General features: G+C 73.3%; 18 protein-coding genes. 12 read left to right on the top strand and 6 right to left on the bottom strand.

Annotated elements, in window-relative coordinates:
• Positions 1–125: 125 nt before the first annotated feature.
• Entirely contained in the window at positions 126–1286 is a 1161-nt protein-coding gene (locus AB0F77_RS33680) for a type ISP restriction/modification enzyme (RefSeq protein ID WP_361955574.1), read from the top strand.
• 277 nt (positions 1287–1563) lie between these two features.
• Here AB0F77_RS33680 and AB0F77_RS33675 read toward each other — a convergent pair whose 3' ends face one another.
• The 3 genes from AB0F77_RS33675 to AB0F77_RS33665 form a co-directional block, all read right to left on the bottom strand.
• Positions 1564–1839 (bottom strand): hypothetical protein, encoded by a 276-nt coding sequence (locus AB0F77_RS33675; protein WP_361955572.1) that lies wholly within the window; start codon positions 1837–1839, stop codon positions 1564–1566.
• Positions 1840–1955: 116 nt separating this feature from the next.
• A complete protein-coding gene (locus AB0F77_RS33670; RefSeq protein ID WP_361955570.1) occupies positions 1956–2771 on the bottom strand; it encodes an anti-sigma factor in 816 nt (271 codons plus the stop codon).
• Positions 2768–3310 (bottom strand): sigma-70 family RNA polymerase sigma factor, encoded by a 543-nt coding sequence (locus tag AB0F77_RS33665; protein ID WP_361955568.1) that lies wholly within the window; start codon positions 3308–3310, stop codon positions 2768–2770. Before AB0F77_RS33665 ends, AB0F77_RS33670 begins: the two co-directional genes overlap by 4 nt.
• A gap of 205 nt (positions 3311–3515) precedes the next feature.
• Here AB0F77_RS33665 and AB0F77_RS33660 point away from each other — a divergent pair, with 205 nt between their 5' ends.
• The 4 genes from AB0F77_RS33660 (at position 3516) to AB0F77_RS33645 (ending at position 9827) form a co-directional block, all read left to right on the top strand.
• On the top strand, positions 3516–5054 hold the full coding sequence (locus tag AB0F77_RS33660; RefSeq protein ID WP_361955566.1) for a DUF4331 domain-containing protein: 1539 nt from the start codon (positions 3516–3518) through the stop codon (positions 5052–5054).
• Positions 5055–5142: 88 nt separating this feature from the next.
• Positions 5143–6567, top strand: a complete 1425-nt coding sequence (locus AB0F77_RS33655; protein ID WP_361955564.1) for a tetratricopeptide repeat protein — start codon at positions 5143–5145, stop codon at positions 6565–6567.
• Positions 6564–8174, top strand: a complete 1611-nt coding sequence (locus AB0F77_RS33650; protein WP_361955562.1) for a nickel transporter — start codon at positions 6564–6566, stop codon at positions 8172–8174. The genes AB0F77_RS33655 and AB0F77_RS33650 overlap by 4 nt, the downstream gene beginning before the upstream one ends.
• 45 nt (positions 8175–8219) lie before the next feature.
• On the top strand, positions 8220–9827 hold the full coding sequence (locus AB0F77_RS33645; RefSeq protein WP_361955560.1) for a serine/threonine-protein kinase: 1608 nt from the start codon (positions 8220–8222) through the stop codon (positions 9825–9827).
• Positions 9828–9851: 24 nt separating this feature from the next.
• Here the strand turns inward: AB0F77_RS33645 and AB0F77_RS33640 are convergent, their stop codons facing one another.
• The gene (locus tag AB0F77_RS33640) at positions 9852–10649 is read right to left on the bottom strand and encodes an SGNH/GDSL hydrolase family protein (protein WP_361955558.1); all 798 of its coding nucleotides are present in this window, start codon (positions 10647–10649) and stop codon (positions 9852–9854) included.
• 362 nt (positions 10650–11011) lie between these two features.
• Between AB0F77_RS33640 and AB0F77_RS33635 the strand changes: the two genes are divergently transcribed.
• The 5 genes from AB0F77_RS33635 (at position 11012) to AB0F77_RS33615 (ending at position 19019) form a co-directional block, all read left to right on the top strand.
• Positions 11012–11332, top strand: a complete 321-nt coding sequence (locus AB0F77_RS33635; RefSeq protein ID WP_361955556.1) for a hypothetical protein — start codon at positions 11012–11014, stop codon at positions 11330–11332.
• Positions 11333–11719: 387 nt separating this feature from the next.
• Complete coding sequence (locus tag AB0F77_RS33630) at positions 11720–12571, top strand: glycosyltransferase family 2 protein (protein WP_361955554.1); 852 nt, start codon at positions 11720–11722, stop codon at positions 12569–12571.
• On the top strand, positions 12568–13611 hold the full coding sequence (locus tag AB0F77_RS33625) for a glycosyltransferase family 2 protein (RefSeq protein WP_361955552.1): 1044 nt from the start codon (positions 12568–12570) through the stop codon (positions 13609–13611). The genes AB0F77_RS33630 and AB0F77_RS33625 overlap by 4 nt, the downstream gene beginning before the upstream one ends.
• The gene (locus AB0F77_RS33620) at positions 13604–14404 is read left to right on the top strand and encodes a polysaccharide deacetylase family protein (protein WP_361955550.1); all 801 of its coding nucleotides are present in this window, start codon (positions 13604–13606) and stop codon (positions 14402–14404) included. Before AB0F77_RS33625 ends, AB0F77_RS33620 begins: the two co-directional genes overlap by 8 nt.
• Complete coding sequence (locus AB0F77_RS33615; protein WP_361955548.1) at positions 14397–19019, top strand: lipopolysaccharide biosynthesis protein; 4623 nt, start codon at positions 14397–14399, stop codon at positions 19017–19019. Before AB0F77_RS33620 ends, AB0F77_RS33615 begins: the two co-directional genes overlap by 8 nt.
• 37 nt (positions 19020–19056) lie before the next feature.
• On the opposite strand, the gene AB0F77_RS33610 is transcribed toward AB0F77_RS33615, so the two are convergent.
• Positions 19057–20478, bottom strand: coding sequence for a xylan 1,4-beta-xylosidase (locus AB0F77_RS33610; RefSeq protein ID WP_361955546.1), 1422 nt, complete (start codon positions 20476–20478; stop codon positions 19057–19059).
• Between the two features lie 107 nt (positions 20479–20585).
• On the opposite strand from AB0F77_RS33610, the gene AB0F77_RS33605 reads away from it, so the two are divergent.
• Together AB0F77_RS33605 and AB0F77_RS33600 are read left to right on the top strand one after the other, a co-directional pair.
• Positions 20586–21680 carry a DUF5925 domain-containing protein gene (locus AB0F77_RS33605; protein ID WP_361955544.1) on the top strand — a complete coding sequence of 365 codons (1095 nt, stop codon included), beginning with the start codon at positions 20586–20588 and terminating at the stop codon, positions 21678–21680.
• A gap of 15 nt (positions 21681–21695) precedes the next feature.
• The gene (locus AB0F77_RS33600; protein ID WP_361955542.1) at positions 21696–22466 is read left to right on the top strand and encodes a DUF72 domain-containing protein; all 771 of its coding nucleotides are present in this window, start codon (positions 21696–21698) and stop codon (positions 22464–22466) included.
• A gap of 154 nt (positions 22467–22620) precedes the next feature.
• Here AB0F77_RS33600 and AB0F77_RS33595 read toward each other — a convergent pair whose 3' ends face one another.
• Entirely contained in the window at positions 22621–22992 is a 372-nt protein-coding gene (locus AB0F77_RS33595; protein ID WP_361955540.1) for a GntR family transcriptional regulator, read from the bottom strand.
• Positions 22993–23033 lie beyond the last annotated feature (41 nt).

The following is a 23033-nucleotide window of genomic DNA, read 5'->3' as shown; positions in this document are numbered from 1 at the left end:
CCACGAGATGGCAGCCGCCTGATAGCCACACCCAGCACCCCTGGGCGACCCAACCCTACGAATGGCTCGATCAACCCGATCAAGAAGGTAGAGCCACCTGACCCGTCCGGGCGGCAGGCCGTACCATGCCCAGCGTGACGCACGACGACGCTCCGCCGCTGGCGGACCTCATGCCGTGGTCCGTCGCACCCCTGCGGCCGGGCCGCGCCTGGCCGACGGCTCCCGACCCGGCGTCCCTGAAGGCCCGTTGGGAGGCCCTGCTCAAGGCCGAGGGCCCCGAGCGGGAGGCCCTGTTCGAGCCGACACGTGCCCGGACGACGCGGTCGGCCGTCGGTCAACTGCCCGGCCGGACCGGCGGAACGGAGCGGCTGGCGCGCGCCTCGGGGCCGGCCCCGGAGCCGGTGCGGGTGCTCGCGGCGCCCTTCGACGAGCAGTGGCTGCTCCCGGACCACCGGCTGATCGACGCGGCACGCCCGGAGTTGTGGCGGGTGGCGGACGAGCACCAGGTGTTCGTGGTGGAGTCCCCCGACGGCGGCGAGGGCCCGCCGCTGCTCGCGACGTCGCTGCTGCCCCTGCTGCGACCCGGCCGCGTACGGCCGTTGTTCCGCCGTCCCGGGGGCGCGGAACCCAATCTGGCGCCGGGCCTCGTCGACCATCTGGCCGGGCGTCTCGGCGGGGCCCCCTCGCCGCTGGACGTGCTCGCCTGGATCATGGCGGCGGCCCGGCCGGACCTCACGGTCCCGCTCACCGCGGACCCCGGGCTGTGGGCGCGGGGCGTGGAGTCGGGCCACCGGCTGCTGTGGCTGATGCGCCGCGACGGCGAGCGTCCCAAGCTCCCCGGTGGCCGCCGGCCCTACGTCCGCGCCCCGCTCCCGGCCCGTCCGCTCGCCCTGGACTACGACCGGGACGAGGAGACCCTGCGCGTCGACGAGGGCCGTATCTCACCGGTGCCGCCCGAGGCGTGGGACTTCGAGGTGGCGGGCGCCCGGGTGCTGGAGCAGTGGTTCACCGCGCGGACGGCGGAGGCGGAGCCCGGCACCCTTGCGGCGATCCGGCCGGCGACCTGGCGGCAGACCTGGACGTCGGAGCTGCTGGAGCTGATCACGGTGCTGGCGCTGCTGGCGGAGACCCGGCCGCCGGGGCGGGAGTCGGCGGACGCCCCGGCCGTCACGGCGGCGGAGCTGGGTGCGGCGGGCGTCCTGCCGGTGCCGTCGGCCGCGCGCCGTCCGGCGTCGGTCCTGGACCATCAGGAGGAGGGCCCGGAGGGCCAGTTCGCCCTGTTGTGAGTCCGCCGGGGCGGCCTGGGCACGGGCCGGGGACCGACGTGGGCGCGCGGCGAACGGCACATGGCGACCCCGGCGGGGAGCGGTGGTGGAGTGGGGTCGCCGGTGGAACGCCGCGGGGACGGCCGCCGCCCCTCGGGGGGCGGTACGAGGACGGTGGTGGACGGGGGACGTGCCCGCGCTCGGCCGGTGCACCGGGACGCTGCCGCGTGCCGCGGGGATGACGGACGACGAGAGCGCGGCGGAGCGCCGAAACGGTACGGCGGCCCGAGCGCGGGCTTCAGTGCCGGTTGCCGCCGAACAGGGACCGGCGCAGCCGACGCAGCGGCGCGAACAGGGAGACGCGGCTGATCCGCGAGCCCCGGTCGCTGCGCTCGTGCGTGGTGTCACGCGCCGTCAGCTCGCGCATCAGCGACGTGGCCTCGGCCGTCTTCTGCTGCGGTATGGCGGGACCCGACAGCACCGAGAGGTGCCGGTCGAGGCGCGAACTGCTCGCGCTGCTCCCGTAGGTGATGGCAGGGACCCTCGCCCTGCTGCGCACTGTTATCTGCTCCATGTCACTCCCCACCCGTAACGAGTCCACCCGGCCCGGGCAGAGTAACCCTATCGCCCCATCCCGGCACACGTGTATCACGCTCACAGGATTCACCTACCCAGCAAAGAGGTTGACGATTACTCTCCGAATCCGACCGATTTCAGGGCGAGTTGCGCAACTGGCTGAGTAGTGGGCTGCTCGGATCCGCCCGCGGGCTCCACGGTCACCGCGAGTGACGTCGCCGCCCTGGCGAGGCCGGTGGCGACCAGGGGCGCGTCACCACCGGTGAAGACACCGAGGGAGCGCGGGGGCACGTCGGGGCGCATGAGCCACAGCTGGTGCACCCGTCCGCTGGGCGGTGCGGCGTATCCGCTGAGCGTGACGACGGCTTCGCCCTCCGCGGCGGAGGCGATCACTCCGATGCGACGGCCGCTCAGGTCCTTGTCGCTGGTCGCGCGGGCGTCGGGGGCGGCCAGAACGTGGGCGATCTCACGTGTTTGTGCCCGTTCGGCCGTCAACCGGTCCTGTGTCCGGTCCGCCTGGACGGCGAACAATGCGGCGACGACGAGGGCCGCCGCGGCGGTCAGCGTGGAGAGGGGAACGAGCAGGGGGCGCACCCGGGGCGTACGGGTGCGCCGCGGCGGGGGCTGGGTGCCCCAGACATGGGGCGGCAGCAGGCGTGCGGGGTCCCGATCCGGGGCAGGGTCCTGCGGCGTCGCCCGTACGGCGGCCAGGACCCGGGCGCGCAGGGCGGCCGGGGCCGGGGCGGCGGTGGACCAGGCGAGGCGCACCGCGTCCTCGGACAGCACCCGGACCTCGGCGGCGCAGCGCTCGCAGCCGGCGAGGTGCTTCTCGAAGCGGCGCCGCTCGTCGGGGCCGAGGGCGTCCAGCGCGTAGGGCGCGGCGAGGGAGTGCGGGTCCTCGCGGGTGAACAGCCGGCCGAGGAGGCTCATGCGGCACCTCCCAGGCACTCGCGCAGCCGGGTCAGTCCGTCGCGCATCCGGGTCTTGACGGTGCCGAGCGGCAGGGAGAGCCGTTCGGCGACCTCGCGGTAGGTGTAGCCGTCGTAGTAGGCGAGGGTGACGGACTGGCGCTGGAGCGCGGTGAGCCGGTCCAGGCAGCGGCGCACCCATTCGCGTTCGAGACCCGCCTCGACCTCTTCGGTCACCTGGTCGAAGGCGGGGTGGTGGGCGCGGCGGGCCTCGCGCTGTTCGCGTTCGCCGGCCGCGCGGACGCTGCGCACCCGGTCGACGGCGCGGCGGTGGGCGAGGGTGAGGACCCAGGACAGGGCGCTGCCCCGGCCGGGGTCGAACCGGGGCGCGGAGCGCCAGAGTTCGAGCAGCACCTCCTGGGACACCTCCTCCGACTGGGCCGGATCGCGCACGACTCGCCGCACCAGGCCGAACACCGGCCCGGACACGAGACCGTACAGGTCTTCGAACGCCTTCTGATCACCGCCCGCGACGCGCACGAGCAGTTCGTCCGCCTCCACTCGGTCCCCCTCTTCCCGGCCGCATCCGGACCGTCCCGTGACACCAGGCATTCGCAACGAACGCACCTCCGGATGGGGTTACGGATCGCGGAGCCCGAAACGCGGGTGGGGCGGCCGGAAAAGAAATCTTCCGAACGACCAATCCGCCCGGCCCCGCCCTCCGAATCCCTGTGCGTCAGGCAAGTTGGCATTGAGGACGGACGGCATGACACCTCTGATATCCAGGAGCGGTGCGGGGCGCAAGGGCCTTGTCACCCTGGTCTGTGGTGCGCTGGCCGCCGGGGGGCTCGCAGCCGCCGGCGTGGCCACGCTGGAACCGGGGGCGGCCTCCGCCTCCTCGCACCGGGAGGCCCCGCTCATCTCGGGGACCCCGCAGTACGACAACACGGACGTGTACGCGTTCGTCAGCCCGGACAAGCCGGACACGACCACGATCGTGGCGAACTGGATCCCGTTCGAGGAACCGGCCGGCGGACCGAACTTCTACACGTTCGCGGACGACGCGCAGTACGACCTCCACATCGACAACAACGGTGACGCGCAGGGCGGGTTGCTCTTCCGCTACACGTTCCGCACGCACCGCAAGAACGGCAACACGTTCCTCTACAACACGGGCCCGGTCACCAGCCTCGACGACCCGGACCTCAACATCACGCAGACGTACGACATCGATCTGATCCGGCTGAAGAACCAGCACGTGGTGTCGCGGACGAAGGTCGCGGACGACGTGCCGGTGGCGCCGTCGAACGTGGGCAAGGCGTCCATGCCGGACTACGCGAAGCTGCGCACGCAGGCGGTGTACAAGACGGCGGCCGGCGCGACGACCTTCGCGGGGCAGGCCGACGACCCCTTCTTCCTGGACCTGCGCGTGTTCGACCTGCTCTACGGCGGGAACCTGACCGAGGTCGGGCAGGACACCCTCAAGGGCTACAACGTCAACACGATCGCGCTCCAGGTGCCGAACGACCTCATCCGGGAGTCGTCGCACCAGCCGATCGTGGGCATCTGGTCGACGACGCAGCGCCGCAACGCGCAGGGCTACTGGTCGCAGGTCTCGCGGCTGGGCAACCCGCTGGTGAACGAGGTCGTCAACCCGCAGAAGGACAAGGACCGGTTCAACGCCTCGTCGCCGTGGAACGACGGGCAGTTCCTGAAGAACGTCACCAACCCGGAGCTGCCGAAGCTGATCGAGGCGATCTACAAGATCAAGGCGCCGGCGGAACCGCGCAACGACCTGGTCGACGTGTTCCTCAAGGGCGTGAAGGGGCTCAACCAGCCGCCGCACGTGCGCCCGGCGGAGGAGCTGCGGCTCAACACGTCGATCAAGCCGAGCGCCGATCCCAAGCGGCTCGGTGTGCTGGACGGTGACAACGCGGGCTTCCCGAACGGGCGCCGGCTCACCGACGACGTGATCGACGCCTCGCTCCAGGTGGTCGAGGGCGAACTGCTCGGCGCGAAGAACGACCTGGGCGACGCGGTCGACGCGAACGACCAGAAGTTCGAGAAGTACTTCCCGTACGTCGCGCTGCCGACGTCGGGTTCGCGCGGTCCGCTCGCCAAGGGCACGACCAGCGGCACGGACGTACGCAGCCAGCTCGGTGACGCGCTGAAGCCGGCCGGTTCGTCCGGCGGTTCGGGCGACACGGTCCTGATCGCCGCCTCGGCGGCCTCCGGAGCGGCCGGGATCCTGCTGATCGGCACGGCGTTCGCGTGGTGGCGCCGGCGGATGCAGCGGCCGTACTGATCACACCCCCCTGACCGGCGCGGCCCGCACTCCATCCCCCACGGCGGGCCGCGCCGTCCCACCATCGAGCAGCCGACGAGGAGAGGGCATGTCCCCGCGTACCGACGACCACCGGCCCGACGCGGCCGATCCGGCGCCCGCAGCCGGAGCCGTGTCCTCCCCACCCGCGGAAGGCGCACCGGGCGGCCGGTGGCGGCGGGTCCGACTCGCCGGTTCTGCCGTGCTGCTGGCGATCGCGCTGACCGGCGGGGCGATCGCGGTGGGGGCCGTGCGCGACGGCGGGTCCGTGGCTCCCGCCCCCGCCGCCGTCCCGCCGGGTGTCCCGGCGGGCGGCGATCTCGGCGCGACCATCGCCTCCCTCCAGGCGCAGTTGCGCAACCAGCCCAAGGACCAGGCCGGTTGGGCCACCCTGGGCCTCGCCTACGTCGAGCAGGCGCGGACGAACGGCGACCCGTCCCGCTATCCGCAGGCGGAGAAGGCGCTCGACCGCTCCCTCGGGCTCGCCCCGGACGACGACCAGGCGCTCGCCGGACGCGCCGCGCTCGCCGCCGCCCGCCACGACTTCAAGAACGCGCTGGCCTACGCCGACCGGGCGCTGGCGCGCAACCCGTACAGCGAACGCGCCCTGTCCTCCCGGATCGACGCGCTCGTCGAACTCGGCCGCTACGACGAGGCGGCGAAGGCCGCCGACACCGCCGACGCGCGCCGCCCCGGCGTCCCCGTGTTCACCCGGTACGCCTACGTGCGCGAGCTGCGCGGCGACGTGGCCACGGCCGGCCGTGTGCTGCGCCAGGCACTGGCCGCCGCCACCTCCCCGGGCGACGTGGCCTACGTGGCCGCGCAGCTCGGTCAACTCGCCTGGAACCAGGGCGACTACAAGAGCGCGATCACCTATTACGCCCGCGCGCTCGCCGCGGACGAGGACTATCTGCCCGCCCTGGAGGGACGGGCCCGCGCCGAGGCGGCGAGCGGGCACCTCCCGGAGGCGGTCGAGGACATGGAGCTCGTCGTGTCCCGCTATCCGCTGCCCGGCCCGCTCGTCGAACTCGGCGAGCTGTACGAGACGCGCGGCGGCGACGGCGACCGGGCGCGGGCCGGCGACCAGTACGCGCTGGTCGACGCATGGACGGCCCTCGCCCGCGCCAACGGCGTCAACGCCGACCTGGACACCGCGCTCGCCGCCGCCGACCACGGCGACCGTGCCTCGGCGCTGCGCGCGGCGCGCGCCGAGTGGGCCCGCCGGCACACCGTGCACACCGCGGACGCGCTCGCCTGGGCCCTGCACGTCAACGGCGAGGACCGGGAGGCCCTGCCGTACGCCCTGCGGGCCACGGCCACGGGCTATCACAACGCGTCGTTCCTGTACCACCGCGGCATGATCCAGCTGGCCACCGGCCACCACGACGACGCCCGCGCCTCGCTCACGGCGGCCCTGAAGCTGAACCCCGGCTTCTCCCCGCTGGGCGCGCGGCGGGCACGTGCCGCGCTGAAGGACCTGGAGGCCCACCGGTGATCCCGCGCCGGCCGCTCGCCCGCGTCGCGGCCGTGGTCACGGCCGTCGGCGCGCTCGTGCTCCTGCCCGCGGCGGCCGCGGGCGCGCATCCGCTCGGCAACTTCACCGTCAACCGGTACGACGGTCTCGTCGCCGCTCCCGGCATGCTCCGGGTGGACCACGTCGAGGACCTGGCGGAGATCCCGGCGACCCAGGCGGGGCCGGACATCAAGCGGCTGGGGCTGACGGAGTGGGCCCGGCAGCGGTGCGAACGGGCCGCCGGGGACAGCGCGTTGACCGTCGACGGCCGTGCCGTGCCCCTCTCTTCCGTGGGCGCGTCGGCGCGGCTGCGGCCGGGGCAGGCGGGGCTGCACACCCTGCGGGTGGAGTGCCGGATCACCGCGCCGCTGCCCGAGGGCCGTGCGGTCGCGCTCGGCTTCCACGGCGCGGGCGCGTCCTCCGGGCCGGGCTGGCGGGAGATCACGGCGCGCGGCGACCGTACGACGCTCACCGCCTCGGACGTGCCGACGGCCTCCGTCTCCCACGAACTCTCCACCTATCCCAAGGAGTTGCTGTCGTCCCCGGCCGACACCGCCACCGCCACCGTGCGGGTGCGCCCCGGTGGGCCGGCCCTCGCCGGTGAACGGCGGGACGCCCCGGCGGCGTCGGTGCTGCCGCGCGGCGCCGACCGCTGGACCGAGGCGCTGGACTCGCTGGTCGCCCGCCACGACCTCACCCTCGGCTTCGCGGCCCTCGCGCTGGTCATGGCCGTCGGCCTCGGGGCGATGCACGCCCTGGCGCCGGGGCACGGCAAGACGCTGATGGCCGCGACGGCGGCGGCCCGCGGCGGCCGGGCCCGCCTCCGGGACGTCCTTCCGCTGGCCGCGTCGGTCACGGTGACCCACACCCTGGGCGTCGTCGCCCTCGGGCTGCTCGTCACGGCCGGCTCGGCGGCGACGCCCTCGGTGATCGCCTGGCTGGGTCTCGCGAGCGGTGTCCTGGTGCTCCTGGCGGGCGCGGGCCTCGTGCGCCGGGCCTGGCGCGGCCGGTCCCCGGCGCGCAGCCACGCGCATGCGCACACCCACGCCCACGCCCATGCCCATGCCCACACGCACACGCACACGCACGCTCCGGCAGCGGTGCGGGAGCCGGCCGTGGTGGGGGCGCACGGACACCACGGCCCGGACGATCGACATGAGCCACATGGCTCTCACGATCACTCTCACCACTCGCACGGTGTGGAGCACACCCATGGCGGTGTGCCCCACACCCACGAGACCGCTCCCACGCTGCGGGGCACGATCCTGCTCGGGTTCGCCGGGGGGCTCGTCCCCAGTCCGTCCGCGGTCGTGGTCCTCGTCGGCGCCGCCGCGCTCGGCCAGGCGTGGTTCGGTCTGCTGCTCGTCGTCGCGTACGGCGTCGGGCTCGCCCTGACCCTGACCGCGGCCGGGTTCGCCGTCGTCAAGCTGGGTACCGGAATGACCCGGATGATGGACGGGCGGCCGCGCTGGACCACCCGTCCGGCGGTTGCCCTGGTCCGACGTGCCGTGCCTCTGGCGTCCGCCTGCCTGGTCGTGCTGCTGGGGGCCGGATTGGTGCTCAAGGGGGCGGCATCGGCCCTGGGCTGAGCTACTTTTGTGGAGAATTCACGCGACGTGCCGTGGGGGGCGCCGGTGTCCGACGTACCGGACAGGGAACGAGTGGTCGCGGGCCGCTACCGGCTCGTGGCCCCGCTCGGCGAGGGCGGGATGGGAACGGTGTGGCGGGCCCGCGACGAGGTGCTGCACCGCGACGTGGCCGTCAAGGAGGTGCGGGCGCCTGCCGGGCTGCCCGGCCCCGAGGTCGAGCGGATGTACGCCCGGCTGGAGCGCGAGGCGTGGGCGGCGGCCCGGGTCGCGAACCGCAACGTGGTGACGGTGTACGACGTGGCCCTGGAGGGCGGCCGGCCCTGGATCGTCATGGAGCTGATCCCGGGTCTGTCGCTGGCCGACCTGCTGGAGGGCGAGGGTCCGCTGCCCCCGCAGCGGGCCGCGCAGATCGGGGCGGAGGTGCTGTCCGCGCTGCGCGCCGCGCACGACGCCGGGGTGCTGCACCGGGACGTGAAGCCGGGCAACGTGCTGATGTCGAACGACGGCCGGGTCGTCCTCACCGACTTCGGCATCGCCATGGTGGAGGGCAGCTCCGCGCTGACCATGACGGGTGAGGTCATAGGGTCCCCCGAATTCCTCGCCCCGGAGCGGGCGTTGGGGCGCACGCCGGGGCCCGAGTCGGACCTGTGGTCGCTCGGTGTGCTGCTGTACGCCATCGTCGAGGGGCAGTCGCCGTTCCGGCACGACACCCCGCTCAGCACCCTGCGGGCCGTGGTGGACGACGCGTTGCCGCCGCCGCTGCGGGCCGGTCCGCTCGCGCCGGTCATCGAGGGGCTGCTGCGCAAGGACCCGGCCGACCGGCTGCCGGCCGACGCGGCCGAGCGGGAGCTGCGGCTGGTGGCGGCGGGCGGCACCTCGCGCGAGAGCACGCTGCGCGCGTCGCCGTACGCCCCGACGGTCGGCGACGGGATACGGCACTCCTCCCCCACACCGCCGTCGCCGGTCCGGCCGGAGACCGCCGGGCAGCCGCCGACGACACGGGAGCCGCGGGGTGAGCCGGAGCGCAACCGGCGTGCGGCCGTGGTGCTGGTCATCGGTGTGGTGGCCGTGGTGCTCGCGCTCGCCGGGCTGACGTACGCGCTGCTCGACCGCGGCGACGGGGACGGGGACGGCGGCAGCGCGTCGGGCGGTGGCAGCAGCGCCACGAGCGCGCCCGAGACCCCCGCGCCGTCCGCCACGAGCGCCTCGGGCGGCGACGGGGAGCAGCCCGCGCCGAGCGGTTCGACGTCGCGGGACCAGCCGGCGCAGACCGTGCGCGTGACGCTGACCGGCGCGCACACCGACTACTCCGGCACGTGTCCGCCGCCGGACGCACAGGCACCCGCCTTCACGGCGACGTTCACCGTGGGACGGGTGCCGGCGCGGGTCGAGTACCGGTGGGTCCTCGAGGACGGGTCGGTCTCCGACCCCGGGTGGCGCACCCTGTCGTTCCCGGCGAACGGCGGCCGGTCGCGGCAGGACAAGGTGATCCTGACGACGTACTCGACGGGCGGGACCATCCGTAACGCGGTGAGCGTGGAGGTGCGTTCCCCGGTGCGGACGACGACGGAGGCGGTGCCGTTCTCGGTGACCTGCGAGACGACGGAGACCCCGACGGGCGGGGCCTCCCCTTCGCCCTCGGACTCGCCGTGAGGGCCCGGTCGTCGCCCGTGGGGCTCAGTCGTTGCCGTTGAGGACCGGCAGATAGCCGCTGGACTGACCGGCCGCCGTCGGGTGGTACGACTCGCCGATGTCCAGCCAGTTGACGCTGTGCAGCCAGGAGCTGCCGGAGCAGATCTCGTGGCCGGTGAAGGTCGAGCGGACGTCCCCGAAGACGAAGCCGCGCGCGGCGGCCCGGTTCGCGATGACGCTGTTCAGGAGGTCGGACGCGTTGTTGATCGCGGCGCGCTTGGTGTCGGACAGCCCGACGCACGTCGTGGAGAGCTCGTAGAAGCGGGGGTAGCCGAGCACGACCACGCGGGCGTTGGCGGCCCGTGACCTGATGGCCGAGTAGACGGTGTCGAGGTTGCCGGGCAGGGTCGAGGAGATGTAGGCGCGCGCGGTGTTGATCCGGGACAGACAGGTGCTGTCGGAGCTGGTCACACAGGTCGTCATGACGTCGGCGAAGCCCGCGTCGTTGCCGCCGATCGTGACGGAGACCAGTGCGGTGGCGGAGTTGAGAGAGCCCAGCTGACCGGAGAGCACATCGCTCGTGCGGGCACCGGAGCAGGCGTTGAAGGCGAACGAGGACGGGGCGTGCGCGGCGTTCCAGAGGTAGGGGTACGCCTTGGTGCTGCGGTCGCAGCTGCCACTGGAGCCGATGTAGCCGCCGGCGCCGACTCCCGAGGAGTAGGAGTCGCCGAGGGCCACGTAACCGCCGGTGGCCGCCTGCGCCGTCGCGGTCGCCCCGGTGAGGGCGGCGCCGACGGCGAGGAGGATCGAGATCACATAGGGCGCAAGTCGGGAACGTCTCATGGAACCTCCCTTTAGCAGGATCTCTGCCACAACCGTGGTAGCAGCTACGCGTGTTGACTGGAAGTGTCCATGCCAAGACTGTTTCGGCCCGAGCCCGTCCGACCCTGATCGATCCCGACCTTTCTCGGACATTTGATTACATGCCCATGCCGGCACTGTCGACAAACCGTCAACAGCCGTGCTCCGGGCACGTCTTGACGCCTCCCCCGGAGCTGCGCGACATTGAAGCCCGACATCCGGCGCTTCGGGGGGCAAAGTCGCCAATGCACGCCATACGTGTCACCACATCAGGGACGGACGGAAGCGAGCGTCCGCGGCCCGGTCCGGGGAGGGACCTGTCGCCGCTGCTCGCGGGAGCCGCCGTGGCCGTGGCCGGAGTCGGGGCGCTGCTCGCGCTCACCGGCTCGGACTCCGTGCTGCGCGGGCCGTTCACGCTCTTCTTCCTGCTCGCGGCGCCGACGGCGGCCATCGCCTCGCTGCTGCGCGGGCTGGATCCGTTCGGACGGCTGCTCACCTCACTGGCGGGCGCCGTGGTCGTCAGCATGCTGGTGGCCCAGGGCATGCTCGCCGTGCACCGCTGGTCGGTGGACGGCGGGGTGATCGCCGTGGCCGCGCTCAGCCTGCTGCTCGTCCTCGCGGACGGGATACTCCATCGGGTCCTGAAGGCCCGTTCGACTCGGTGAGCGGCCACGTTCAAGGTTGGGTAACGGCCAAACCAACAAAAACGTGAGGGCTCGTTCCAGGCCTTGCCATACGGGTTCAATCGTCAATACCGTCATACATCTCACCCGCATCGGTCCGTCGTGAAGCGGCTCCAGGGGAGGGCTCGAAGAGCCGCGACGTTCCGGCGCGGGGCGCGGTAGGGGGGTGCCGTGCTCGGTGACCGCACCGGTGACCGAGCTGTGCCGCGCGACCGGCTGCCTGTACCGGCAGCCCGGCCAGCTTTTCAGCTCACCCGTGTGCACGGAGTTCCGTTCGCCGTGCCGTGAGTGAGAACCCCCCTTTCGAACCGGACACATAACCGGGCCGCCCGGGGGCGGGCGGTCCACCGGACGAGAGGGACACAACCGATGAGTTCCGTTCTGCGCCCGCCGACGCCGGGCCACGATCCACTGATGCCGGGACCGTACCGGCCGATCTCCTCGCACCTGGCCATCGCGCCGCCGGTGAGCGTGGTGATACCCGCCATGAACGAGGCGGAGAACCTTCCCTACGTCTTCAAGACCCTGCCCGGCTGGATCCACGAGGTGGTGCTCGTGGACGGCAACTCCACCGACAACACCGTCGACGTGGCCCGGGAGTTGTGGCCCGGCCTCAGAGTCGTCGAACAGCGCGGCAAGGGCAAGGGCGACGCCCTGATCACCGGGTTCGAGGCGTGCACCGGGGACATCATCGTGATGGTCGACGCCGACGGCTCGGCCGACGGCAACGAGATCGTCTCGTACGTCTCCGCCCTGGTCTCCGGCGCCGACTTCGCCAAGGGCTCGCGGTTCGCCAACGGCGGCGGCACCGACGACATGACCTTCATCCGCAAGCTCGGCAACTGGGCGCTGTGCACCGTCGTCAACCGCAAGTTCGGCGCCCGCTACACCGATCTCTGCTACGGCTACAACGCGTTCTGGCGGCACTGCCTCGACAAGATCGACCTCGACTGCACCGGCTTCGAGGTCGAGACCCTCATGAACATCCGTGTGGTCAAGGCCGGGTTGCGGGTCCAGGAGATCCCCAGCCACGAGTATCTGCGCATCCACGGCACCAGCAATCTGCGGGCCGTGCGCGACGGGCTGCGGGTGCTCCGGGTGATCCTCAAGGAGCGCTCCAACCGGCGTGCCCTGCGCCGCCGGGAGCACCGCTCGCCCATGCTCGACGGCGCGCGGATCGACGCCGGCCGGCTCGACTCGGTCCGGGGAGAGGTGTCTTGAGCGGTCCCGGCGTCTCCGTCGTGATCTGCGTCTACACCGAGGACCGCTGGGAGGACATCCTCGCGGCGGTCGCCTCGGTGCGCGCGCAGTCGTACCCGGCCCTGGAGACCCTGCTGGTCGTCGACCACAACCCGGCGCTCCTGGACCGGCTCGGCAAGGAGTACAAGGAATACAAGGAGTACAACGAGTACGGCGCCCACCAGGAGCACCAGCAGCCCCAAGGGGCCGGCGGGGTGCGGGTGCTCGCCAACGCGGGCCCGCGCGGACTGTCCGCCGGCCGCAACACGGGCATCGCGGCCTCGCGCGGCGAGGTGATCGCCTTCCTCGACGACGACGCCGTCGCCGAGCGCGACTGGCTGCGCCGCTTCGCCGAGGGCTACGCCGACCCGAGGGTGATGGCCGTCGGCGGGCGCACCGTGCCCGTCTGGGCGTCGGGGCGCCGACCCGCCTGGTTCCCCGAGGAGTTCGACTGGGTGGTGGGCTGCACCTACCGGGGCCTGCCGCCGGGGCGGGTCCGGGTGCGCAACGTGCTGGGCGGCAACGCCTCCTTCCGGCGCACGGCGTTCGACATGGCGGGCGGCTTCGCCACCGGCATCGGCCGGGACGGCGACAAACGACCTCTGGGCTGCGAGGAGACGGAGCTGTGCATCCGGCTCACCCGTGCCCGCCCGGACGCGGTCCTGCTCATCGACGACCGGGCGGTGATCCACCACCGGGTGCCCGCGGCCCGTGAGCACTTCGGCTACTTCCGCACCCGCGCCTACGCCGAGGGCCTGTCCAAGGCCCTGGTCGCGCGAAGTGTCGGCGCCGGCAAGGGACTCGAGTCCGAACGCCGGTACACCACCCGGGTGCTGCCCGCCGGGGTCGTCCGGGGCGTCCGCGACGCGCTGCTGGCCCGGCCGGGGGGCGCGGGCCGCGCGGGCGCGATCGTCGCCGGGGTGCTGACCGCGGCCGGCGGTTACGTCGTGGGCAGCGTCCGGGCCCGCCGGAGCGGGGCCGCCTTCCGGGTGCCCGGCATCGAGGGAGGCCGCGATGACTGACGCACCCGTGCCGATCCTGATGTACCACTCGGTCGCGGCCCACCCGAACGACGCCACCCGCGCCCTGTCGGTGGCGCCCGAGGCGTTCGCCGAGCAGATGGCGATGATCGGCGACCTGGGCGCCACCCCGCTCGGCACGGCGGAACTGGCCGCGTGCTGGCGCGACGGCAAGCCGCTGCCGAGGCGCCCGGTGCTGATCACCTTCGACGACGGCTACGAGGGCGTGCACCGGCACGCCCTGCCCGCGCTCGCCCGGCACGGCTTCGCGGCCACGCTGTTCGTCTCCACCGGCTGGCTCAGGGGCGCCTACGACACCGGGGGCGGCCTGGACACCATGCTCGACTGGGACCAGGTCCGCGACCTCGCCGGGGCCGGTGTGGAGATCGGCGGCCACAGCCACACCCACCCCCAGCTCGACCAGCTCGGCGACGGCGAACTGCGCCAGGAGCTGGTCCGCTGCCGGGAGATCGTCACCGGTGAACTCGGCGTCCGACCGGCCTCGTTCGCCTACCCGTACGGCTACTCCAGCCGCCGGGTGCGGCTGGCCGTCCGGGAGACCGGATACGCCCAGGCGCTCGCCGTCGGCAACGCCCTCGCCCGGCGCCGGCAGGGGCCGTACGCCCTCAGGCGCGTCACCGTGCGCCGGGGCACCGACGCGGACGAGTTCGCGCGGCTGCTCGACGGCCGCGCCCTCACCCGCACCTTCGCCCGGGACCGCGCCCTGACCAAGGGGTACGCCGTCCTCCGCAGAGCACGCCAGGTCCGCCGGAAGGCCATCCGTTCCCGTGTCTGACACGACCACCACCACCGAGTCCACGGCGCCCGAGGCCCCGGCGTCCGAGCAGCCGGCACGCCGACTCCGGCTGCCCGGCCGGGGCGGGTCCGCCGGCGGCAGCCAGCTGTTCCGCAACGCCTACGCGCTGATGCTCAACACCGGGATCTCCGCCGTCCTCGGGCTGGGCTTCTGGCTGGCCGCGGCCCGCTACTACTCCGAGTCGGCCGTCGGGCAGAGCTCCGCCGCGATCGCCGCGATGAAGCTCCTCGCGGGGCTCACCGCGGTGACCCTCACCGGTGCGCTGGCCCGCTTCATCCCGGTCGCGGGCCGCCGCACCGGGCAGCTCATCTTCCGCACGTACGCGGGCAGTTCACTGATCGTGGCGCTGGCGGCGGGGGTGTTCCTGCTGACGCTCGGCGTGTGGGGGCCGTCGTACCGGTTCCTGCACCAGCCGCTCGACGCGCTCGGGTTCGTCGTCGCCGTCGTCGCCTGGAACCTGCTCACCCTCCAGGACGGGGTGCTGACCGGGCTGCGCAGCGCGCCCTGGGTGCCGGTCGGCAACACCGTGTTCTCGGCCGTCAAACTGGGCCTGCTCGTCGCGTTCTCCGTGGCGATCCCGGTGACCGGCGTCTTCGTGTCGTGGGTCGCGGCCATCGCCACCTCCGTGGTGCCGCTGGGCTGGCTGGTGTTCCGGCGGCTGGTGCCCCGGCACGTCGAGGCCACCGCGGAGCGCGCGGCGCCGCCCACGCTGCGGGAGATCGGCAGGTTCCTCGCCGGGGACTACACCGGCTCCCTGTTCTCGCTGGCGGTGGTCTATCTCATCCCGGTGATCATCGCGTCGCAGGTCAGCTCCGAGGACAACGCGTACTTCTACATCACGACCACCATCGGCGGCACGGTCAATCTGCTCGCCATCAACATGGGCGCCTCGCTCACCGTGGAGGGCTCCCACGACCCGGCGCGGCTGGCGGCCAACACCCGGGCCGCGCTGCGCCGGATGGCCCGGATCATGCTGCCGATCTGCGGGCTGCTGTTCCTGGGGGCGCCGTGGATCCTGGGCGTGTTCGGCGCGGGCTACGCGGACGCGGCGACCCCGCTGCTGCGCTGGTTCGCGGTCGGGGCGTTGCTGCGGGTGGTCATGGAGACGTACTTCGCGGTGTTGCGCGCGCAGAGCCGCACCGCCGGACTCGCCTGGCTCCAGGGCCTGTTGTGCGTGCTGGTGCTCGGGCTGACGCTGCTGCTCCTGCCCCGGATGGGCCTGACCGGCGCGGGTGTCGCCGAGATCTCCAGCCTCGCGGTGATCGTGACGATCGCCGCGCCCCGGCTGTGGCGGACGCTGCGGGTCGCTCCGGCCGCCGTCCCGGAGGACACTGCGCCCGACGGCGACCTCGCCGACCTGGGCACGCGCGAGGTCCCCGCGACGGACCGGCCGCGCAGGCGCGGGCCCGCCTGGGCGCTGGACTCCGACACCCTGGCCCTGGGCGTGCACGTCGACTTCGACCACGTGGAACGCCGCCCCGACGTCCGCCCCGGCCCAGGCACCCCACCCACCGGCACCCCACACCCCTTCCCGCAAACCGAACCACAGGACGCGGCACCGCCGTTGAAGAGTCCGGGGCCGCGGGACGCCATGGCGTTTCCGGCGGGAACCGAACCGCGGGACGCGGCACCGCCGACGGAGCGAAACAGACTGCCCGAAGCGGCGGGCCTCCCGGAAAAGTCCGGGCCGCGGGACGCCTTGGCGCTTCCAGCGGGGACCGGGGTGAGGGACACTGTGGCGCCGAAGGACCGGACCGAGCCGTCCGAAGCGGCGGGCCTCCCGGAACGGGCCGGGACGCGGGACGCGGTGGCGCTTCCGGCGGGGACCGGGGCGAGGAACGTTGTGGCGCCGAAGGACCGGACCGAGCCCTCCGAAGCGGCGGGCCTCCCGGAACGGGCCGGGGCGCAGGACGCCAAGGCGCTTCCGGCGGGTACCGGACCGGGAGACGCGGTGGCGGGGGCCGGACGGTCGGAGACTGCGGACCTGCCGGAGCGGACCGGACCGCCGAAGGCGACCGCGCGGCCGACGCCGACGCCGACCGAGCTGTCGCACCCGCCGACCCTGCCGGACGAGTCCGGGACGCGGAACGCCAAGGCGCTTCCAGCAGGAACCGGACCGGAAGACGCGGTGACGCGGACCGGACGGTCGGAGACTGCGGACCTGCCGGAGCGGACCGATCAGCCGAAGGCGACCGGACTGTCGCACCCGCCGACCCTGCCGAACGAGTCCGGGACGCGGGACGCCAAGGCGCTTCCGGCGGGGAACGGGTCGCGGGACGCGGTGGTGCTTCCGGTGGGAACCGGGTCGCGGGACGCGGTGGCGCCGACGGACCGGAGCGAGCTGTCCGAAGCGGCGAGTCCGCCGGAACGGGCCGGGGCGCGGGACGCGGTGGCGCTTCCGGCGGGGGACGGGGTGCGGGACGCGGTGGTGGTGGGTGGGATCGGGTTGCCCGTCGAGGAGCGGGAGCCGGGGGCCGAGGCGTCGGTCGGGCCCGCGGAGGTCGCGCTGCTGCGGAAGGCGGAGACGGGCGCGCCCCGGACCCCGGACGGGCCCCCGCCGCCCTCCCTCCGGGAACGGCTGACGCCCACCCGGTCCGGTGTGGTCCTCGGCTGTCTGCTGGTCGCCGCGCTCCTGCTGTACTGGGTGCCGGCGCTGCGGCTCGGCGAGTCCGACCTGGACCGGATGGGCGGGCTCGGCCTGGTCTCGGTGCTGCCGCCGGCCACCCTGGCCGGCGCCGCACTGCTGGTCACGGTGTTCGCCGCGCTGCTGTGGCCGCGCCGCGAACACCGCGCGCTGCTGCTGGTCACGCTGCTGGCGACGGTGGTGTCCCTGCACGCGCTGCCCGCCGTCATCGAGACCGAGCCGCGCTTCGCGACGGCTTGGCAGCACCTCGGGTTCATCGACTACATCAACCGCACCGGGTCCGCCGTCCCGGACCTGGACGCCCGCTGGAGCTGGCCGGGCTTCTTCGCGGTGGCCGCGTTCGTCGGCAGGGCGTGCGGGGTCACGGACTTCACCGAGGTCATCCGCTGGTGGCCCACCGCGATCCAACTCGCCTACCTCGCACCGATGTTCCTCCTGGTCCGCTCGCTGCGGGCGAGCTGGCGGGCCAAGTGGACCGGCGTCTGGATCTTCGTGCTCGGCGGCTGGGTGGGCCAGGACTACTTCTCGCCGCAGGGCTTCACCTATCTCCTCTATCTGATGTTCGTGGCGATCCTGCTCGTCTGGTTCCGCGCCCCCCGCATGCTGTGGACCCGCTTCCGTCCCGGCGAGGCCGAGGTGGAACCGGCCGGCCGCCGCCAACGCGCCGTCCTGCTCATGGTGTTGATCGGCCTGTACGCGGCGAGCGTCCCGGCGCACCAGCTCACCCCGTTCATGATGCTGGGCGTGCTCGCGGTGCTGGTGCTGACCGGCAGGTCCGAGCTGCGCGGACTGCCCGTCCTGTGCGCGGTGCTGGTGGCGGCGTGGCTCGGATTCATGGCCGAGCCGTACTGGTCCGGGCACTTCGACGATCTGTTCGGCGGGATCGGCGGGGTCGGCAGCAATGTGTCGACGTCGGTGTCCGGCCGTATCCAGGACGGCAGTTCGACCCACAAGCTGGTGCTGTACGCACGGGTGCTGCTGGCCGGTGGCGTGCTGGCGCTGGCCTGCTGGGGCTGGCTGCGGCGGCGCCGCAACGGCTACCGCGAGCGGTCGCTCCCGGTGCTCGCCCTCGTCCCGTTCCTGGGCTTCGGCATGCAGTCCTACGGCGGCGAGATGGCGCTGCGGGTCTTCATGTTCGCGCTGCCCGGTGCGGCCCTGCTCGGCGCGCTCGCCCTGTTCCCGCGGGCCGGGGTCACCGGGAAGGAACGCGCGAAGGACCGGAGGAGTCTCGCCCCGGTGGCCGCGCTGCTGGCGGGGCTGCTGCTCATGGGCGGCTTCCTGGTGGCCCGTTGGGGCAACGAGCCGTTCGAGCGGATCCGGCCGGGCGAGGTCGCCGCGATGGACTACGTGTACGCCCACGACAAGCCGACCGTACGGCTGCTGTGGCTGAGCAACGACACGGTGAACAACGTGACGCCGGCAATGCCGTGGGGCGCGAAGGACATGGAGCGGGTGGACTACGTGCCGACCCTGGCGCCGGCCGACCCGGCACTGGTGTCGGGCCTGGTCAAGGCGCTCAAGGACGCGGGTCCCCAGTCGTATCTGATGGTCAACGGCAGCCAGGTCACGTATCTCCGGATGGACGTGGGCTACGCGCCGGACTGGCCGCAGCGGCTGGTCCGGACCCTGGACGCCAGACCGGAGTTGACCAAGGTCCTCGGCAATCGCGACGTCACGATGTACGCACTGCGCGAGCAGCCCCCGGGGCCGGTGCCGAAGCCCGATCCCGGGCCGATCGGGCCGCAGGTGACATGGACGCCGTGGTCGGTGGTCGGTGCGCTCGCGGCGGTCTTCCTGGCCGTGCTGCTCACCGCCCGGGAGGCGGTCCGGGTGGCGGCCCGGCCCGGGGTGCGTCAACTGCGCTGGTTGCAGGGCAGTTTCTGGTTCTCGCTACCGCTGCTCGCGGTGCTGCTCGCGTCACTGGTGCTGCGGTTCGTGACGATGAAGTGAGGCGCCAGGAGCGGGGCGGGGCGAGCGGGGTGGGGCGTCAGCGGTCGAGCCACCTCACCTCGTAGGCCCGCATGTCGAACCGCCGGCCGTCGACCCGCGCGCTGATCGGGCGGTCCCGGGTGTTGACCACCAGGACCGTCCTGTCGCTCGCGAGGACCCGCACGTTGGGCACGTCGTCCGCGGCGACCTGCACCGTCCGGTACGCCGTCCCCGGCGGGAAGGCCCGGCCGAACCGGGACACCAGGTCGTACAGGGGCAGGCCGGCGCCGCCCGAGGCGCCGTCGGTCGGGGTCCACAGACAGCCGGCGCACCCGGTGCCGCGTTCCTTCTCCGGGTTCCAGTAGAAGCCGGAGGACGCCCCGCCCTTGACCATGGCGATCATCCCGGCGGCCTGGACGGCCTCGCGGTGGGCCTCGGACCAGCCCTTGCGCTCGTCGTCGCCGTCGGCGGGCTCGACGTAGTACTCCGCCCACCACAGCGGCAGTCCACCGGTCCGCCGCCGCACCCAGTCGCCGACGGCCGTGAACTTGTCGGTGGCGGCGAACTCGTCGGGCAGCGTCTCGTCGTCGTTGGTGTAGCTGGAGCCGTCGACCACCACGAAGTCGGCGCCCGCCTTGTGGGTGTTCCAGTAGGAGAACGCGTCGAGGACGCGCTGGTCCATGGCGCCCCAGGGGCCGCTGAGGGTCCGGGAGGCGGTGGGCTGGCGGGGGTCGACGCTGTCCATCACCAGGTAGGGGCCGCCGACCATGATGTCCTTGTCGACCTTCTTCAGCGCCCGGTACACGAGGTTGTACATCCGGGTGTACCCCTCGTAGTCCCAGCGGCCCTCGCCGTCGTTCCAGAAGCCCTTGAACTCGTTCCACACGAGGAAGTGCCGGACGTCCGGGTAGCGCCGGGCGACGGTCGCGGCGAGGTTCGCGAAGTCCTGGTAGTGGTTGGGCGTCGGCGCGGTCTCCAGCGCGGCCTGGCTCCAGTCGGTGTGGTCGACGCCGGGTTCGCCGCCCTTCATCCAGTCCGGGGAGCAGCACAGCGTGATCACCGGCGTCGCGCCCGAGGCGCGCATGAAGTCGACGCGGCGGTCGAGGGCACCGAAGTCGTAACGCCCCTTCACCGGCTCGGGGTTGTCGGCGCCCCAGCCCATGATGTGCTGGTTCTGCGGCAGTCCGCCGTCGCCCGCGAGCCGCTCCTCGACCCGACGGGTGGCCGTGGTGTCGCCCTCGTCGGCGCTGTACTGGGTGTGGGTGAACCCCCAGCCGACGTCCGGCCGCGACGGGCCCCGCGGCCCGGCCGGCGTGCCGTGCACCTTGTCGCCGTCGCGCGAGGTGCCCGCGGTGCTTCCCCCGCCCCCCGGAAGGGTGTTGACCAGGGTGACCACCAGGGCCAGGGCCGCCAGGCCCACCCCGAGCAGGGCGGTGAGCCGCCACCGCCGGACCTCCGCATTCCCCCCATGGTGTCCCATCAAGGACAACAGTAACGGCGTTGCCCGCGCCGTGGGGAGGTATCGGCCGGGGGAGCAAGCGGGGTAAATGCAGTGCACGGAGCGTCCCGGTGACGGATCATGGCGGCATGTCCGCCAACCCTTACGACGCGCTGCCGGTCCGGCTCAACGTCGACGACTCCGACTCGCCGTCCGACGTCGTCGACGCGCTGTTCCTCGGCCGCTTCGCGACGGGTGAGCAGCCGTACTCGCACTCCGCCAACATCGACCGCGTGCGCTCCGGCGCGACCCTGCTGCCGAGGGACGCCCGGGTGCTGCGTGTCGCCCGTGACGACGACCGCAGCGCGACGCTCGCCGAGGGCGACGGCTGGACGGTGCTGGTCTCCCGCTGGAACCGGGGCGCCGACGTCACCGTCACCGCGACCACCGCCGAGCTGGCGCAGAAGGTCCTGGACCAGGCCACCGAGGGCGCGGCGGACGAACCCGAACCGCAGCCGGAGAACGTGACCATGGGCTTCTGGTACGTCTCGCCGAGGCGCGGCCCGCACCGGACGACCCGGCAGATCTCGGCGGGGACCTGGGAGGAGGTCCGGCCCAACTACACGGCGCCGGTGGCCGAGGCGATGGACGGGCTGATGAAGACGACGCCCGAGGACATCGCGGGCCGGCTCCTGCTGCTGCACGGGCCGCCGGGCACCGGGAAGACGTCGGCGCTGCGCACGCTGGCGCGTTCCTGGCGCGACTGGTGCCAGGTGGACTGCGTCCTCGACCCGGAGCGGCTGTTCAGCGACGTCGGTTACCTCATGGACATCGCGATAGGCGAGGAGGACGCGACCGGCAAGGGCCGCTGGCGGCTGCTCCTGCTGGAGGACTGCGACGAGCTGATCCGGGGCGAGGCGAAGCACACGGCGGGACAGGCGCTGTCCCGGCTGCTGAACCTCACCGACGGACTGCTCGGACAGGGCCGCAACGTGCTGGTCGGTGTCACCACCAACGAGGACCTGGAGCGGCTGCATCCCGCGGTGGTCCGGCCCGGCCGCTGCCTCGCCCGGATCGAGGTGGGCGCGCTGACGCGGCAGGAGGCGGTGAACTGGCTGGGCACCGAGGAGGGCGTGGGCCGTGAGGGCGCCACGCTGGCGGAGCTGTTCGCGCTGCGCCGGGGCACGTCGCCGACGTCGGTGCCGCAGGCGCGGGACGGGGCGGACGCGGGGCTGTACCTGTAGTGCTTTGATGGGGTTATGACCCTGTTCGTCGGAACGTCGGGGTGGCAGTACAAGGACTGGCGGGGTGTGCTGTACCCGGACGACCGTCCGGTCCGGCTGTGGCTGGAGGAGTACGCGGCGCGCTTCGCCACGGTGGAGCTCAACAACGCGTTCTACCGGCTGCCGACGCGCGAGAACTTCGAGGCGTGGCGCGACCGGGTGCCCGGGGACTTCGTGATCGCGGTCAAGGCGAGCCGCTACCTCACTCACGTCAGGCGGCTGCGTGATCCCGAGGAGCCGGTGGAGCGCCTGATGTCCCACGCGGCGGGTCTCGGCGACCGTCTCGGTCCGGTCCTCCTCCAGCTCCCGCCGACGCTGCGCGCGGACGCCGGCCTGCTGGACGCCTGTCTGTCCCGCTTCCCGCACGGGACGCGGATCGCGGTGGAGCCCCGGCACGACTCGTGGTGGACGCGGGAGATCCGCCGGGTCCTGGAGTCCCAGTCGGCGGCCCTGTGCTGGACGGACGTCCGGGCCCGCCCGGGGACCCCGCTGTGGGCCACGGCCGACTGGGGGTACGTCCGCTTCCACGAGGGCCGGGCACGGCCGTGGCCCCGCTACGGCCGGCGGTCCCTGGAGACCTGGGTGGACAGGGTCGCGACCGCCTGGCCGGACACGGCCGACGTGTACGCGTACTTCAACAACGACCCGGGCGGAGCGGCGGTCCACGACGCGATGACCTTCGGCGACACGGCGAGGAGAGCGGGCCTGACGGTGACCCGCACCGCCGAGCTCACGCCGTACGGCTGAGACGTGACAGCCCGGTCGACGGTCGTCCGCCACGACGGCACTCGGCCACGACGGTGCGATCCGGCGGTGCCCGCCCCGCCTCGGCCCGCCCCGCCTCGGCCCGTCTCGCCTCGGCCCGTCTCGGCCCGCCCCGCCTCGGCCCGGCCCGTCCTTCTCAGTCCCTCTCGTGGACCGCCCGCAGGGCGTCCCGCACGGCGTCCAGTGCCTCACCCTCCGACAGCCCCAGCCGCCGTACCCTCTCGGCGTAGGCCTGCGCGGCCACCGCCGCCTCCCGCTCCGCGGCCGAGCCCGCGGCGGCGACGTACGTGCCGTTGCGCCCCCGGGTCTCGATCACCCCGTCCGCCTCCAGCGCCCGGTACGCCTTGGCCACGGTGTTCACCGCGAGGCCCAGCGACCCGGCCAGCCCCCGCACGGTCGGCAGCCGGTACCCCACCGGCAGCCCTCCGGACCGCGCCTGCTCGGAGATCTGCGTCCGCACCTGCTCGTACGGGGGCGCGCTGTCGTCGATGTGGATCGTCAAGGTCACCCGGCGATTGTCCCGCACCCACCCGAAAATCAGAGGCACCC

This window comes from Streptomyces sp. NPDC026672, assembly GCF_040638185.1.
Lineage (GTDB): Bacteria > Actinomycetota > Actinomycetes > Streptomycetales > Streptomycetaceae > Streptomyces.
Note: the sequence above shows the minus strand (reverse complement) of the source record. Positions and strands in the feature narration are given on the sequence as shown.

Bases quoted from the DNA above. Each gene is read 5' to 3' on its own strand.
- AB0F77_RS33605 (WP_361955544.1), top strand. From the start codon at position 20,586: ATGTCCGCCAACCCTTACGACGCGCTGCCGGTCCGGCTCAACGTCGAC.
- AB0F77_RS33600 (WP_361955542.1), top strand. From the start codon at position 21,696: ATGACCCTGTTCGTCGGAACGTCGGGGTGGCAGTACAAGGACTGGCGG.
- AB0F77_RS33660 (WP_361955566.1), top strand. From the start codon at position 3,516: ATGACACCTCTGATATCCAGGAGCGGTGCGGGGCGCAAGGGCCTTGTC.
- AB0F77_RS33655 (WP_361955564.1), top strand. From the start codon at position 5,143: ATGTCCCCGCGTACCGACGACCACCGGCCCGACGCGGCCGATCCGGCG.
- AB0F77_RS33640 (WP_361955558.1), bottom strand. From the start codon at position 10,649: ATGAGACGTTCCCGACTTGCGCCCTATGTGATCTCGATCCTCCTCGCC.
- AB0F77_RS33680 (WP_361955574.1), top strand. From the start codon at position 126: ATGCCCAGCGTGACGCACGACGACGCTCCGCCGCTGGCGGACCTCATG.
- AB0F77_RS33610 (WP_361955546.1), bottom strand. From the start codon at position 20,478: ATGGGACACCATGGGGGGAATGCGGAGGTCCGGCGGTGGCGGCTCACC.
- AB0F77_RS33620 (WP_361955550.1), top strand. From the start codon at position 13,604: ATGACTGACGCACCCGTGCCGATCCTGATGTACCACTCGGTCGCGGCC.
- AB0F77_RS33670 (WP_361955570.1), bottom strand. From the start codon at position 2,771: ATGAGCCTCCTCGGCCGGCTGTTCACCCGCGAGGACCCGCACTCCCTC.
- AB0F77_RS33675 (WP_361955572.1), bottom strand. From the start codon at position 1,839: ATGGAGCAGATAACAGTGCGCAGCAGGGCGAGGGTCCCTGCCATCACC.
- AB0F77_RS33630 (WP_361955554.1), top strand. From the start codon at position 11,720: ATGAGTTCCGTTCTGCGCCCGCCGACGCCGGGCCACGATCCACTGATG.